This is a genomic window from Anoxynatronum sibiricum, from assembly GCF_039414295.1.
In the GTDB taxonomy this organism is placed as follows: Bacteria; Bacillota; Clostridia; order Peptostreptococcales; family Tindalliaceae; genus Anoxynatronum; species Anoxynatronum sibiricum.
Window position 1 is genome coordinate 122,571 of record NZ_JBCITM010000002.1, and the last position, 16,180, is coordinate 138,750.

A 16,180-nucleotide genomic window follows, 5' to 3' on the forward strand; every position below is an offset into this window, starting at 1 on the left:
CTTAAGTGTAAAAGTCGTTTGTGGCAAGGAGGCAGCTTCATGAAACTCATCACCAGCCATCAAAATCTGGATTTCGACGGACTCGCCAGCATGGTGGCTTGTTCAAAACTGCATCCTGATGCCTTAATGGCTTTTTCCGGCAATCTGGAACAGGAAGTGAAACGTTTTTACAGTTTCTACAAAAATGTGCTGCCCATCAAATACTCCAATAAGATTCGCCTTGAAATGGTGAAAGAGCTGATTCTGGTGGATATTCACACCTCTGATCGCATTGGAAAATTCAGTGAAATTATCAATCGCATTCCCGTCACCATCTATGATCATCACTTTCCAGCAGACAATGCCATCGAAGGGGCGCTGCTGGACATGAAACCATATGGCGCTACCGTCACACTTCTGATAGAAAAGCTCATGGCGGCAAAAATTCCTGTTAATCCCTTTGAAGCAACATTGTTTACTCTTGGCATTTACGCCGACACTAACTGCCTCACTTTTAGCAATACTACCAGCAATGATGCCAAAGCATTAGCCTGGCTTTTGGAAATGGAAGCAAATCTGGAGATTGTTAATGAGTACGTGCGGGACGCCTGGAGTCATGATCATGAACACATTTTTTCCACATTGCTTAACAATGCTGAAACTCATGAGATTAATCACTTTAGAATTGGTATTGCCACGTACGAAAGTGATACATTTGTCAATGAAATCGGTATTATTGCCAATAAAATGCTGGAAGTTCTTCGCGCAGATGCAGTTTTTATGATTGTTCGTATGGAATCACGTTGCTATATCATTGGTAGAAGCATGGAGAACAACGTCAATATTCCTTTTGTGCTGGAACCTTTTGGCGGTGCTGGACATCCCCGGGCTGCTTCAGCCACTATCAAGGATGGTCTTCCTTTTCAACTGAAACCTCAGTTGCTGACCTCATTGAAAGAACGAGTCAAACCCCAGGTGGTGGCCCGTGAAATAATGAGCCGTCCGGTTAAAACTATTCAGTCCAGTCTTTCGATAGAAGAAGCGAACAAAATTCTGTTGCGGTACGGACATACAGGAATGCCTGTGATGAATGAACAGCAACAAATTTGTGGAATTATTTCCAGAACCGACATCGACAAGGCCATGAATCATCACTTGGGTCATGCACCGGTAAAGGCCTTTATGAGTCACGAGGTTATCAGTATTTCTGCCGACACCTCCGTGGGTGACATAAATGAATTATTGGTAACTCATAACATCGGTCGGTTGCCGGTGATGGAAAACGAACAGATTATTGGCATTGTCACAAGAACTGATTTGTTAAAATATCTACATGGAAGCCATGCTTCTTACTGGTATCAGAAAATATTTCTTGACCCTGATGTCGAAACCTTTAACTGCCGCCAAGCATTGGAACAACTGTCAAGCAATATCTTTGAATTGCTGCGAACAGCGGGAACTGTCGGTGATGAACTCAATCAGAATGTCTATGTAGTGGGCGGGTTTGTCAGAGATCTAATGCTGAAAACCGACAACTGGGACATTGACTTCGTCACTGAAGGTGACGGTATCGTCTTTGCCAAAGCCCTTCACCAGGCTGTGGGCGGCAAACTCACTGTTCATCCACAATTTGAAACTGCTGTCATTCGTTTATCCAGTCATATCACACTGGATGTTGTCACGGCACGAAGGGAGTACTACGAGTATCCCGCTGCATTGCCGAAAGTGGAAAAAAGCAACATATGGAGTGACTTGTTTAGACGTGATTTCACCATTAACTGTATGGCCATCTCTTTGAATCAGTCCTCTTTTGGAGATTTGAGTGACTATTTTGGTGGTATGAAAGACCTTCAAAACAAGTCTATTCGCGTTCTATATAATTTAAGTTTCATTGAAGATCCGACACGCATTTTTAGAGCTATTCGTTTTGCTGCTCGACTTGGTTTTCACCTGGAAGCTTCTACTCGTCAATTTTTGCAACAAGCACTACAAAACGATATGATTCGACGCCTCAGTCATGATCGTATTCGCGAAGAGTTTCTTCATATGATTAGAGAACAGGAATCCCTTCACAACAGCATGACGCTGATGAGGGAACTTGGTATTTTCCAGGCCCTCCACTCTGGCTTCATTGTACAGTCCCATACACTGGAACGCCTGAAGGGTATTCGTTTTGCAATGGAAGGGTTTAGGCAATTATCGCCATCCTCCTTCAATCAAACTGTTGTGATGTTGATGCAAATCATGTCTGAAGTGCTGCCAACAGATTTGGAAGAAGTATGCCAGATTTTGATTGCCAACCAAACACTCATTCAACAAATGATGAAGTCAATGAACCAACGCGACACCATTTATCTGATTTTGAGAGAGGACGAGGTAGATCGCTTTACCATATACCAATTGCTTCGAGCACATACTGAAGAGGCACTTATGTTTTTCTATAATGATTCTGATGATCCATACATTCGGCACTACATTGCGTTTTATTTACTTAAACTGAGGCATATTCAGCTGACTATTTCAGGTAATGATCTCAAATCACTGGGAATCAATCCAGGTCCAATATATCGTCGCATCTTGGATAATGTGCTAAAAGCTAAGGTGCTTGGCACCATTTATGATCATGATGGTGAACTAAAATACGCTGAAAACTTATATAACAGACTGAAGGAGGCACTACATGCTTAATTTTGACTTGAACCGAATCGTCATGATCTTGCCTGGCATTTTGCTGGGTTTAACCATTCACGAGTTTTCCCATGGTTACATGGCTTACCGATTGGGAGATCCCACAGCAAAAAATAATGGTAGACTGACTCTGAATCCTATTGCTCACATAGATCCTTTTGGATTTTTAATGCTCCTGTTTGCAGGATTTGGCTGGGCAAAACCCGTCCCGGTTAACCCCTATTATTTTACCGGCGACCGGCGCCGGGGAACTTTGCTGGTATCACTGGCTGGCCCGGTTTCAAATATTGTGACGGCTACCCTACTGACAGTGATTCTTGGAATGGTCATTCGGATCACCGGAGGGCCTGGATTTCTTGTGCAACAATTATTCTTCTCAGCCATTTCCATCAATTTGGTGCTGGCAGTTTTCAACCTTTTTCCAATACCGCCACTGGATGGCTCAAAAATTCTTATATCGCTTTTTCCCTCAAGATTTGAACATACATTTTATGAGTTGGAACGGTACACCTACATTATTCTGATTCTGTTATTGTTTCTGGGTGTCATTAGACGCATTCTGTTTCCCATTGTTAATGTGCTGTTTAATGGTCTCATGATGCTTCTGATGATGATTGTATGAAGGAGAGTCTCCAATGGGCGCCGACTTGAACCTAAAGCTGAAGGTTTTTGAGGGACCGCTTGACCTCCTTTGTCATTTAATACAGGTAAACGAAATTGACATCTATGATATTCCCATCACAGAGATTACTCATCAATACATGACCTATCTAAATGAACTGCAGTCTTTTCAGATGGAAGTGGCCAGTGAATTTATAGTCATGGCGGCAACATTGATGGAAATCAAATCCCGAACCCTTTTGCCGGCAAACCGTTCAGCTGCAGCAGCAGGAGAAGAAGAGGGATCCAACGATCCCCGGGAAGAATTAGTTAGACAATTGCTTGAATATCAACAATTTCAGCAAGCAGCGGCATTTCTAAAGTCTTTTGAGAATGGACAACCCCATTTTTTCAAACCACCAGAGGATCTCTATGCGTTTGTCCAATCATTATCCTCTCCCGAACCAGCTGAACCTGAAATACTTGATATCGCAGGTCCCGAGGTATTAGCCAGTACCTTCTGCGATTTAATGAGAATATATCTCAACAGCAGAGGAGAGGAGAAGCAGCAACCTATCACAATGGCCCGGGAACAATTTACCATTGCACAGCAAAGCGAATATGTGCTTGACCAATTAAAAAAAGAACGAGCACTTCATTTCACAACCTTTTTTCTAACACTAAATCACAGCGAAAAAATTATTGTCACTTTTTTAAGTCTGCTGGAATTAATGCGTACCAATCAGGTAATGGTGACAACTAATCCCAAAGGTCACGACTTGATCATTGTTTCAAGGCATTCATCCTATCGAGGCAATCACTGACCGTTCATGTTTATCGCCAGAATTAATTGTTTGCTGTGGATTCTATAAAGAGGTGAACCATATTTTGGAAAGAGAAAAACAAAAAGCTGTTCTGGAAGCACTCCTTTTTGCCTATTCTGAGCCCATCAACGCACCAGAACTATCCAAAGCGACGGGCTTCTCGCTTAAAGAAACCAGGGAGCTTCTTAGCGAACTGCGTGCAGATTATGCTTTTTATCATAGAGGCATGATTCTGCTGCAAATGGAAGATGACTACCAACTGGCCACCAACCCGGTTTATGTTACTTACTTGGAAAAACTAATCACCCCCCGAAGTTATAAGACACTTTCTCAGGCTTCTCTGGAAGCACTTGCCATCGTCGCCTATAAACAACCCATTACAAAGGCTGAAATTGAAGATATACGTGGCGTTAAATGCGACCAGGCGATACGCACTCTGCTTGAAAAACATCTGATTGAAGATAAGGGACGATTGGAAAAAATTGGTCGCCCAATCATATATGGAACAACGTCGCATTTCTTAAAAACTTTTGGTTTCACATCCCTAAGTGAGCTGCCGGATACAAGTGCGTTTTTCCAGAGTGATGAACAAGGTGCGAGTGGTGAAGAGCCCCAAGAAAGCATCGATTGATCTCTTGTGATAAAAATACTGCTCTGTGGTACTATTCTTTAAATGCGTATTTAGCGAATAGTTACGCAGTTCAATGGAATATTCTATGGGAGTGATTTCCATGAAACGCAAATTATCCTCATCAACAAAACCAGCAATCAAGCGGCCGCTTCATGTTCACAATAAATCTGATAAACCTGATCACATTGTATTTCGTGAACAAAGCTTGATTCAACGAAGTATGGAAACGGAGCAAAAGCTACCGACATTTATGCAGGATTTTTTTTTATATTTACGGAATGCTGTGGCGCCATCAACTCGACTTGCATATCTGGAAGATATCGTCTTTTTTTGCCAGTACCTGGTTGAGGAAACATCACTCACTCAGGCGGCAAGCGTCCAGGAAATCTCGCTCGATGAGTTTAGATCCATTACTGCACGGGATATCAATTATTTCATCGGTCAATATTGTCAACGCTATACTATTCAGGAAGCCCATCAGATTCGGGTCATGGAAAACCATCAACGTGCGCTGGCACGAAAAAAGTCTTCTCTATCTGTGTTGTTTAAAAACCTTTATCGGGATGGATGGCTCCAAATGAACATCACAGACGGGTTTAACCCCATTCAGCTTCCCAAGCCACAGCCCGATGCTATTAAACGATTGGATATTGATGAAGTGGTTCATTTACTTGATCTTGTAGAAACGGGTGTGCAATTGTCAGAAAAGGAGAAAAAATATTGGGTAAAAACACGGTTTCGTGATCGTGCTATTTTAGTGCTCTTTTTAACATATGGTCTTCGTGTCACAGAACTTCACCAGCTGAATATTTCATCATTCAACTTTAGTCGTGGTGAATTTAGAATTTATCGAAAAAGAGGCAAAGAATCTCTGATGCCTATCAACCAGTCCTGCGAACGCGTCATCCGAGATTATCTCAACAAAGAACGTCCTTCAGATGAAATTGTGGATCATGATCATCGTGATGCATTATTCCTATCACTTCAAAAGAAACGAATGACGATACGCACCATACAAAATCTGGTAAAGAAATACACAGCACTGGTTCTGGGCACTACCTCCAAAAACGGATTCAGTCCACACAAGCTTCGAGCTACTGCTGCTACTTCTCTGATTCAGCAGGGATTTTCGATCTTTGATGTTCAAAACTTACTGGACCATGATAATGTAACAACAACACAATTATATGCTGCCCATAAAAAAGATGTCAAACGAGAGATAGTTAAAAATTTTGAATGGCTGGATAAAGAATCCAATGATATCGATCAATCATAAATACCCCTATCAAATCACCGGTGATAAGAACGTTTGTTTGAATTCCGTAAATGACTATGCTATAATCATATTATGTGAATTAATCCTTGTTGATAGAAAGGAGCCTTCCCATGTACGAAGATTTAACGCTTAAACAGCGAGAAGTCATTCAATATATGAAACAAACACTGCGGGAAAAGGGATATCCTCCTTCAGTCAGAGAAATTGGACGGGCTGTGAATCTTCGCTCAACTTCCACTGTCCATAACCACCTGATCAATCTGGAGAAGAAAGGGTACATGAAACGCGACTCCACAAAGCCACGGGCAATAGAAATATTTGATACACCTTTCAGAAATGAAACCGCCGTCAGAAATCCGTTGAATATTCCCCTTGTTGGAACTGTTACCGCGGGCGAACCTATACTGGCTGTGGAAAATATTGAAGAATACTTCTCTTTACCTCATCATTTTGTCAACTCCGATGAAGAAATCTTTCTTTTGAAGGTTAGAGGAAACAGTATGATAACAGCCGGTATTATGAGTGATGACTTCGTTATGGTTCAGAAACAATCAAATGCAGTCAATGGTGATATCGTCGTTGCCATGCTGGATGATGAAGCAACCGTTAAACGTTTCTTTAAAGAGAAAGACTATTATCGACTCCAGCCTGAAAATCCTGAAATGGAACCTATTATTGTACAAGAAGTCTCCATTATTGGTAAAGTGATCGGCCTGCTACGACGCTATTGATGAATACGTAGATAATAATAATCATCAAAACGCCGGGTTGCAGTGACCATTCGAAGTCGAACGGTTACTGCAACCCGGCGTTTTGATATATGACTCAAATGTCTATCATTTAATCACTGCATCAAGGGCTTTCATCACCCCAAATTTTGCATGTGGGTAGGTGAGCCCTCCCTGAAAATATACCTGGTATGGGGGACGCATGGGTCCGTCGGCACTTAGTTCAATGGATGATCCCTGGATAAAGGCACCTGCCGCCATAATGACAGGATCCTGATAGCCTGGCATATCCCACGCAATGGGTGTTACGTGATGATCCACTGGTGCAGCAGCCTGTACTCCCTGACAAAATGCCTTCACAGCTTCAGGCGTATTCAACTGAACACCTTGTATAATATCGCTGCGGGAAGCATTCCAAGTGGGTTGAACTTGGTAACCGGCACTATCAAATACTTTTGCCGCAAGAATAGCTCCCTTAACTGCTTCACATACAATCATGGGCGCCAAAAAGAGCCCTTGCAATACTGTACGCGTTGTTCCAAAAGTTAAACCACATTCTTTACCAATTCCAGGCGCAGTTAGTCTGCTGGCAGCGCGTTCTACCAGTTCAGCTTTTCCCACCACATACCCGCCTGTTAATGCAATTCCGCCTCCAGGATTTTTGATCAGTGAACCAGCAATGAGATCTGCACCCAATTCAATAGGTTCTTTCAAGTCTAAGAATTCGCCATAGCAATTATCCACCATAATGATGATTTCTGGCCAGCGATGTTTTATCTGTTGAATCTGACTTTCGAGATCAGTCAATGATAAAGCAGGGCGAAATGAATACCCTGTAGATCGTTGAAAATACACCATTGTCGGTTTTTTTTCCAGGATAGCCTGATTAATTGCCTGTTGATCCAAAGAATTGTCTGGTTTTAGATTAATTTGACGGTAGTGCACACCCGATTTCATTAAGCTTCCTGGATACTCTCCAGTTAGACCAATCAGTTGATGCAACGTATCATATGGCGCCCCAGTGACGCACAGTAAAGAGTCTTCTGCAAATAGATTTCCTGCAAGCGCCAGACTTAGAGCATGTGTGCCATTAACAATGTTTGGCCTGACCAATGCGTCTTCCGCACCAAAAACGGAGGCAAAAATCTCCTCCGTCTTTTCTCTTCCAGGATCATTGTACCCATAACCTGTGTACCATTGAAAATGATGGTCACTCAACTGAGCCTGTTGCATGGCGCTCAATACTTTATACTGATTATATTCCTTAATGCTCTCCCGATTGCGAAAAAGTGGTTCAACTGCTTCTTCTGCGGCTTTCACCAAGCGAATAACCCGCGAGCTGATCCCTAATTTCTGGAGAATCTCTTCGGTTTCCTGCATATGTGATAACTCCCTTCAACTAGAGTGATTCCACCGGGTCCTGTTGAGCCTGATAAAAGTTCACGGATTTTGCAGGAATGATAGTCGAGATGGCATGTTTGTAAATCATTTGCTGCTTTCCTTCGCTGTCCAGTACAATGGTGTAATTGTCAAATCCTTTCACATGTCCTCTCAGTTGAAAACCATTCATCAGAAAAATAGTGATGGGGGTATTTTCTTTTCTCACCTGATTTAAAAATACATCCTGTAGATTAATGCTGTTCTTCATTATTATGTTGCCCCTCTCTGTGTTTTTTTAGCTGGATCAGGATTATTTCCCTGTTTAACCTTCCATCATTTTTCTGATTTGGCGGCTGATGATGTCTGCCATTCGATGCATCGCTATTTGCCGTTTTTCGCCTGAATCAATGGAAAGCCATGTGGCTTCAGGAAGCTTCTTAAACCAGGTCAATTGTCGCTTGGCATATCGTCGACTGTTTCGCTTAATCATTTCTACGGCTTCTTCATACCCAAATTCTCCCTCAAAATAACGAATTATTTCTTTATAGCCGACACCCAATAAAGCAGGTGCTTTGGCCGAAAAGCCATTATCCAGCAAATGACGTACTTCCGCTTCAAGCCCCTGTTTCAACATCATATCCACTCGGTGATTAATTCGTTGATAAAGGGCTTGGCGATCTTCATTAATAACATAAGTCAGAAATCGATATCTCTCATTTCGGGTGAGTTCGTTTGAAAAATCATTGATGCCCTCTTCCGATTCCATTATTATTTCAAGTGCGCGCACCACTCGTTTGACATTATGCGGATGAATGCGTTGGGCTGCTGCGGGGTCAAGTATTTGAAGCCGTTTGTAGAGTATGTGGTTGCCTTTCTGTGCAGCTTCCTCTTCCAACTGTTGACGAATTTCAGACGCTCCGTTTACTCTGGAAAAATCCATCTGATACAATAAGGAATGTAAATACAAGCCAGTACCTCCAACCACAATTGGAACAGCACCCCGCTGAAGAATCTCATCAATTTTTAGAAGTGCAATCTGCTGAAAGTCAGCTACTGTAAAACGTTGATCAGGACTAACCAAATTTATCAGATGATGTGGAATATCCATTTGTTCTTCTTCATTTGACTTTGCCGTTCCAATATCCATATGTTGATATATTTGCATGGAATCGGCAGAAATAATTTCTCCGTGGATTAGATGTGCCAATAAGATGCTTACATGTGTCTTGCCTACTGCTGTTGGGCCGGTAATAATCACAACCAAAGGTCGTTGCTCCGAAGTTGCCATAAAGATGCGTCCTTTCACAATTGAGGGAATTTTCCTTTGTTAATTGACATCACTTTGTCAGAAGACTCGTTATCATCTTCCATTATTCCAACGGATCTGTCTACTATTTCAATATCCACAAGTCACAAACACGTCTTAAGACCCATGTATCCATTCCTTAAACTCTCTTAAAGAGTTTTTCAAGGTCGTAATCCCGCATTTTTAGAACGATTGGGCGTCCATGTGGACATGTAAGTGGAATCGGAAGACGAATCATCTGATCTAAAAGGGCCGTCATTTCCATGCGATTCAATGAATCGTGTGCTTTAATGGCAAGTCGACAAGCATGTCTAATGAGTTTTTCCAGAGGTAGCGGATGATGCTGCCACTCTTCTCTCATGAACTCATCAATCAGACTCTTTAAAAAGTTGATTTCTGCCGGCAATCCCATTTGATATGGCACACCGGTAATTCGAACAGACTGGTGACCAAATAATTCAAGAATAAAGCCCATTTGTTTAAACTTGCTATTATGAGCCATCACCCAATCCATTTCTGAGATCGATAAGTCTATGATGGGTCCTTCCATTAGTTCCTGAATTGCCACACCCTGTTGACGGGCCTCGCTTAACAATGATTCATACATGATGCGTTCGTGGGCAGCATGCTGATCAATTAAATAAAGATACTCACCTGACTCAAGCATAATATATGTCTTAAAAGCCTGCCCCAAAAGATGGTATTGACGATTTGTCAGCACTTCATCCAGAAACTGTTGTTGTGATTGTAGTGCGGGATTGATTGGTGACGTGGGAGGTATGACATTCGTATGTGATGCAGTATAATGCACTTCAGTTTGCCTGACTTCAAATTGAGCAGATGTCTGAACCACTCTGTTATCAGGTTTAAACGCATCACGTTTCTCTCTATCTGGCATGAAATCAGTTTTCAGATTCAATGATTCATCATTTTGCTCCCTTTGAGACTCAGACAATGCCTTGTTGGTTGTTTCAATCTTATCAGACCTTCGCTGCAGATTTTGCAAATGAAATTGCTCTCCTGATAGTGACTTGCCGTATGCATGTGTATGAGCCAAACCGTAGGTCCTGGATGGTTCTGAGTGAACCATGGTAGTTTGTGTTTGAAGTGCTTGCTTAACGTAATCACCTAGTGACTCAACGATCCATTGTGGATACTGAAATTTAATGGCTACTTTTGATGGATGAACGTTAACATCCAATAGTTCTGGAGTAATGTCAATATAGAGAACACATAGAGGGAAGCGATTTACCATCAAGGCACCTTCATAAGCCTGCTCAAGTCCCTGTGTCAACACTTCACTGCGTACACTTCTGCCATTCACATAATAGAACTGATACTGACGATTTCCTCTTGATGCATGGGGTTGGCACAGCAGACCACTGATTGATAAACGATAGTTCTCAAGAAAGTATGTTTTTTGAGCTGTTTCAAACATATTTCGACCAATTTCTTCTGGAAATATCGACAAAACAGCAGGCGAAAGCCCATTTTCACCTCGGGTAGTTAACGTAATATTATTATTGTTGATGTACTGAAAGGCAATATCTGGTCTGCTTAGCGCTAACCGTGTGATCAACTCGGATATACGTGCTGATTCTGCACCATCGCTTTTCATGAACTTAAGGCGTGCCGGCGTTTGATAAAAAAGATCCCGGACGATGATCCGGGTTCCATCTGGGCAACCTGTTTCTTCCATTGACGTCATCTGCCCACTTTCAAAGATGGCCCTGTAGCCACTTATGCGTGATTGTTGCTTTGTGGTGATTTCAACCCTTGAAACTGCCGCTATGCTTGCCAGTGCTTCACCTCTGAACCCCAGTGTATGCAAATGCTGCAGATCATCAATAGTGCGCAGTTTTGAAGTGGTATGTGACTTAAAGGCAATTTCAATTTCATCTCCCGGAATACCTGTCCCATTGTCAGTAACCACTATGCAACGTTTGCCTCCTTGCTGTATTTCAACCTGAATAATCGTTGCTCTTGCATCAATGGCATTTTCCATCAACTCTTTAACCACTGAAAAAGGACCTTCAATTACTTCTCCAGCCGCGATTTGATTAATCATATGGGCATCCAACTGCCGAATGCTGTGTGTCATCTTAACACCTCCCAACGTTGACTCAGATCATCAATCTGGTGACTGCAACATACACAGGGATTATGGAATTCTGATTGATTTATTCTGTTCTTCCTGATCTGAAAGGGTATTTTCCAATAGATTTATTGATTCCTTTTGCAGTTCATAAAGCTTATTTAGTGCTTCTAACGGTGTCATTGTCATTACATCCAAATCCTGTATGGATCCGAGGTAATTCTTCAGTTTCTTGTAGTGAATTTGCGAATTTCGAGTATGCTGAGGGAGTGGATGTACCTGCGGAAGTATTTGGGAAGCCGGCGCTTTTACTTTGACGCACTCCTGTCTTTTTTCAAAGATGGAAATGGGAGGCTGTGAAGCGTCAAACCTATTTTCCAGTACGTTCAAAATAGCTTTCGCCTCTTCCAGAACCTCTTCCGGCAACCCCGCCAGCTTGGCAACCTGAATCCCATAGCTTTTATCACTCGTTCCTTCAATCACTTTGCGCAAAAAAATGACTTCATGGGACTTTTCTTTGACAGCTACCCGATAATTCGCCACACCGGCGAAGGTTTCTTCCAGTTCAGTTAGTTCGTGGTAATGTGTGGAAAATAGTGTTTTGGCGCCGATGTTTTCGTGCAAATAATCAATCACTGACCATGCAATACTCAAACCATCATAAGTACTGGTACCTCTTCCCACTTCATCAAGAATGATCAAACTTCGGTGCGTCGCTGATCGCAATATAGATGATACTTCACTCATTTCAACCATAAACGTACTTTGTCCCTGAGATAGATCATCACTGGCACCAATTCGGGTGAAAACTCTATCCACCACACCAATATGGGCGGCATCAGCAGGCACGTAAGATCCCATCTGGGCCATGAGGACAATCAGTGCCACCTGACGCATGTAAGTCGATTTACCAGCCATGTTGGGGCCTGTAATGAGGTGGATAAACCGTTGCTGTTGATTGATCGTGGTATCATTAGGAACAAACTGATGATGCTGAAGGGTTTTTTCAACCACCGGATGGCGTCCGTTTCGAATAGTAATGCCACTGTGATTTTCCACCTTCGGGCATTGATATCGGTTTTGAAAGGCCGTTTCTGCAAGCGCTGCAATTGCATCGATCGTGGAAATGGCTCGACCTGTTTGCTGAAGATCAGCAATATGAGTCTTAAGCACATCTCGAATATCTGAAAATACCCTGGATTCAAGCAAAAAAGCTTTTTCTTCTGCTCCTAAAATCTTGGCCTCAAGGTCTTTCAGCGGATCTGTAATATATCGTTCACAGTTGGCCAGTGTTTGCTTGCGCTGGTAATACTCTGGTATTAATTGAACATTAGACTTGGTTACTTCAATATAGTAACCAAATACTCGGTTAAATCCAGTTTTCAGGTTTTTAATGCCCGTTGCATCCCGCTCATTTTTTTCGTAAGTGGCTATCCATTGTTTCCCTTCTTTCGCAGCACTTCGCAACTCATCAATTTCCTGATGATAGCCTTCTTTAATAACACCACCATCTTTGATTTGCAGTGGAGCTTCTTCATGGATCGATTTATCCAGCAGATCGATTAATGTCTCTTTAGGATCCACAAGGCCCATTTGCTGGTCAATCAGTTGGCTGCCCGTGCTGCTGCCAAGACGATTTTGAACTTGGGCAATGTTGATCAGCGTTTGTTTCAGTGCCAAAAGATCTCTTGGATTGGCTGTTTGGAAGGATATTTTTCCGATAAGTCTTTCCAGATCATAGACTGATTGAAGCAACTTTCGAATGTCTTGTCGGATCAATGGATGATCCAGAAAGTATGTGACCGCTTCTAATCGTTGATTAATGGCAGTGGCATCAAGTAAGGGCTCTTCTACCCATCTCCTCAACATTCTTCCACCCATCGCTGTTTTGGTTTTATCTAGCACCCATAGAAGTGTACCTTTTCGCTGTTTATCCCGTAGTGTTTCTGTCAGTTCGAGGTTTTGACGGGTATGAAGATCTAACACCATGGTTTTCTGATGCACAAGAAGCTGAATGTGGGTAAAGTGTTCCAATGTTCGTTTCTGAGTGCTTTCAATATATTCATAAAGCACCGCCAACGTCTCAATGGCTTTATCAGACAACTGCTCTAAAACAGCTATTGTCTCAGGTCTCTGAAATTGTCGGTACAATCGCTCATAAGTTTTGTCAGAGAGAGCCATTTCCCGGTAAGAACGGGCATCTGTCAGAAAAATGCCTGCTCCCTGACTCCATTTATGAAGACGTTGCAACGGGGAGGCAGCATCTTCATTATTCAAAGTAGTATCATTAACGGCATCTGCCAATATTTCACCCGGCCTAATACGCCCCAGTTCGTTTAATAGAGTTTCAACCGTACTTTCTTCCGACTGAATCATGACAGACATTTCACCGGTGGAAAGATCAGCAAAAGCTAATGCCCATTTTGATCCTGTTAATGTGATGGCAGCAAGATAATGATTCTGTTTTTCATCAAGAAGACTGGAATCAGTCACTGTACCAGGTGTAATGACGCGAACGACCTCTCGGCGAACAATGCCTGTGGCCATGGCTGGATCCTCTGTCTGCTCACAAATAGCCACTTTATAGCCTTTTCGAATTAAACGATCGATGTAACCCTGTGCCGAATGGTGAGGAACACCGCACATGGGCGCCCGCTCCTCTTTTCCACAATTTCTCCCTGTAAGGGTGATTTCCAGTTCTCTTGAAGCTACCTGTGCATCTTCAAAAAATAGCTCGTAAAAATCACCCAGTCGATAAAACAACAACGTATCCGGGTATGCTGCCTTAATTTGCTGATATTGTTGCATCATCGGTGTTAGTCCTGACAATATCACCACTCCTCAAGATGCGTGCCAATAGCTTTCGCATTGATTACACATCATCATCTTCCAATGGGCATACACCCAATAACGAGAAAGTCTTCGCATCAGTGATTGTTACCGGTACAATATGTCCAATTAATTCTTTTCTTCCTGCAAAATTAACCAATTTATGCGTTTCTGTTCGTCCGGTAAGGCGATCAGGGTTATTTTTGCTGATTCCCTCCACCAGTACGGACAGTGTTTCACCAATAATCCGTTGATTATTCGCCAGTCCCATCTCATTAACCGCTGCAACCAGTTGATTGAACCGTCGCATTTTGTCTTCATCTGCCACCTGATTTTTCATTTCCGCTGCCGGAGTCCCAGTTCTCACTGAGTACAGAAAGGTGAAGGCTGCATCATAACCCACTGCTTTTACCAGCGTTAAAGTATCTTCAAAATCTTCATCAGTTTCTCCCGGAAACCCCACAATTATGTCAGTGGTAATGGCGATATCGGGAATCTTTGATTTGAGTTTCTGAACTTTATCAAGATACGTTTCGCGGGTGTACTTTCGGTTCATTTCTTTCAGAATCTGATTGCTTCCCGCCTGCACCGGCAAATGAAGATGATTGCAGACCTTTTTCAAACTGGCCATGGCTTCCATCAATTTTTCTGAGAAGTCTGCCGGATGTGAAGTCATGAATCTGATCCGCTGAATGCCGGGTACATCATGGATTAAGTACAGCAAATCCGCGAAATCGACTTTCCCACCTAAAGTCTTCCCATAGGAGTTGACATTCTGACCGAGCAATGTTACCTCTACCGTCCCCTGGACGGCCAGTTGATGAATTTCTTCCAATATCTTCTCTGGCTCTCTGCTGCGTTCTCGTCCTCTGGTATAGGGCACTATACAATAAGAGCAAAAATTGTTGCAGCCATACATGATATTAACAAACGCTTTTGAAACATGTTTGCGCTCCACCGGGAGATCTTCTGCTATTTCTTCTTCATTGTCCCATACTTCCACCAGCAACCCTTCCATTGACTGGGAATTGGCCAGCAACTCTGGAAATCGGTGTAGATTGTGAGTGCCGAAAATTAAATCCACAAAAGGATAAGATTTTCTGATTTTTTCCACCACATGTTTTTGCTGCATCATGCAACCACAAATGGCCAGAATCAGATCAGGGTTCTTTTCTTTTAAGTGCTTCAATTCTCCCAAATTTCCATATACTTTCAGTTCTGCATTTTCGCGAACGCAGCAGGTGTTAAGAATGATTAAGTCTGCCTGATCAAGACTGTCGGCTTCCAAATAGTTCATTTGCCCTAACATGGCAGCCAGTTTTTCGGAATCATGCTCATTCATTTGACACCCATAGGTCTTAATATGAAAACACTTTTCATTCATTATCACATTCGACACCATCCTTCAAATATCTTTTATCATTGTACCCTATTTCACTCTTAATCGGAAGGCCTCTTCATTATGAGACCTGTGTCGAATATTTCACATATTATCTTGAAAAGCATGAAGTTGCCGTTGCTCGAATTGACAATGGTAATAATCTTTATTAGTAGGGATGGCTTACTACTAGTAAGCGTACCACTTGAAAACACCGTCATCGATCTTTCAGAATCAGGTGTCACCCCTGTTCCTCAAAATATGATGTCTGGTGGTGGGCGTCAGTGAGGCATATCCCCAATGGTACCTCTGGAACCTGCTGGTTCGACAGAAAGCTTCAGCAAACAGCTTCAGAATATTCCAAAAGAACTCAATGAACAGACTTCAGTTCCTTCAGAATGTTTTGGTGGACAACCACCCGCTCAACCATAAGGTTGAGCCGCAATAATCAAAATGCTGACTCATT

12 protein-coding genes are annotated in these 16,180 nt (G+C 42.4%); 6 read left to right on the plus strand and 6 right to left on the minus strand.

Annotation, left to right across the window (positions count from 1 at the left end):
- Nucleotides 1-39 precede the first annotated feature (39 nt).
- The 6 genes from AAIG11_RS02535 (at nt 40) to lexA (ending at nt 6,729) form a co-directional block, all read left to right on the plus strand.
- Complete coding sequence (locus AAIG11_RS02535; RefSeq protein WP_343184703.1) at nt 40-2,667, plus strand: CBS domain-containing protein; 2,628 nt, start codon at nt 40-42, stop codon at nt 2,665-2,667.
- The gene (locus tag AAIG11_RS02540) at nt 2,660-3,289 is read left to right on the plus strand and encodes a site-2 protease family protein (protein WP_343184704.1); all 630 of its coding nucleotides are present in this window, start codon (nt 2,660-2,662) and stop codon (nt 3,287-3,289) included. Before AAIG11_RS02535 ends, AAIG11_RS02540 begins: the two co-directional genes overlap by 8 nt.
- A gap of 13 nt (nt 3,290-3,302) precedes the next feature.
- A complete protein-coding gene (locus AAIG11_RS02545; RefSeq protein ID WP_343184705.1) occupies nt 3,303-4,091 on the plus strand; it encodes a segregation and condensation protein A in 789 nt (262 codons plus the stop codon).
- 64 nt (nt 4,092-4,155) lie between these two features.
- Complete coding sequence (gene scpB, locus AAIG11_RS02550) at nt 4,156-4,722, plus strand: SMC-Scp complex subunit ScpB (RefSeq protein WP_343184706.1); 567 nt, start codon at nt 4,156-4,158, stop codon at nt 4,720-4,722.
- A gap of 100 nt (nt 4,723-4,822) precedes the next feature.
- Entirely contained in the window at nt 4,823-5,998 is a 1,176-nt protein-coding gene (locus tag AAIG11_RS02555) for a tyrosine-type recombinase/integrase (RefSeq protein WP_343184707.1), read from the plus strand.
- Between the two features lie 110 nt (nt 5,999-6,108).
- Complete coding sequence (gene lexA, locus AAIG11_RS02560; RefSeq protein ID WP_343184708.1) at nt 6,109-6,729, plus strand: transcriptional repressor LexA; 621 nt, start codon at nt 6,109-6,111, stop codon at nt 6,727-6,729.
- Nucleotides 6,730-6,834: 105 nt separating this feature from the next.
- Here the strand turns inward: lexA and AAIG11_RS02565 are convergent, their stop codons facing one another.
- The 6 genes from AAIG11_RS02565 to miaB all read right to left on the minus strand — a co-directional run bounded on the left by AAIG11_RS02565 (nt 6,835) and on the right by miaB (nt 15,723).
- Nucleotides 6,835-8,106 carry a methionine gamma-lyase family protein gene (locus AAIG11_RS02565; RefSeq protein WP_343184709.1) on the minus strand — a complete coding sequence of 424 codons (1,272 nt, stop codon included), beginning with the start codon at nt 8,104-8,106 and terminating at the stop codon, nt 6,835-6,837.
- 19 nt (nt 8,107-8,125) lie between these two features.
- Nucleotides 8,126-8,377, minus strand: a complete 252-nt coding sequence (hfq, locus tag AAIG11_RS02570) for an RNA chaperone Hfq (RefSeq protein ID WP_343184920.1) — start codon at nt 8,375-8,377, stop codon at nt 8,126-8,128.
- Between the two features lie 51 nt (nt 8,378-8,428).
- Nucleotides 8,429-9,394, minus strand: coding sequence for a tRNA (adenosine(37)-N6)-dimethylallyltransferase MiaA (gene miaA / locus AAIG11_RS02575; protein WP_343184710.1), 966 nt, complete (start codon nt 9,392-9,394; stop codon nt 8,429-8,431).
- 157 nt (nt 9,395-9,551) lie between these two features.
- Nucleotides 9,552-11,513 (minus strand): DNA mismatch repair endonuclease MutL, encoded by a 1,962-nt coding sequence (gene mutL / locus AAIG11_RS02580; RefSeq protein ID WP_343184711.1) that lies wholly within the window; start codon nt 11,511-11,513, stop codon nt 9,552-9,554.
- Nucleotides 11,514-11,573: 60 nt separating this feature from the next.
- Nucleotides 11,574-14,336, minus strand: a complete 2,763-nt coding sequence (gene mutS / locus AAIG11_RS02585; RefSeq protein ID WP_343184712.1) for a DNA mismatch repair protein MutS — start codon at nt 14,334-14,336, stop codon at nt 11,574-11,576.
- Between the two features lie 43 nt (nt 14,337-14,379).
- On the minus strand, nt 14,380-15,723 hold the full coding sequence (gene miaB, locus AAIG11_RS02590; protein ID WP_343184921.1) for a tRNA (N6-isopentenyl adenosine(37)-C2)-methylthiotransferase MiaB: 1,344 nt from the start codon (nt 15,721-15,723) through the stop codon (nt 14,380-14,382).
- Between the last annotated feature and the right edge of the window lie 457 nt (nt 15,724-16,180).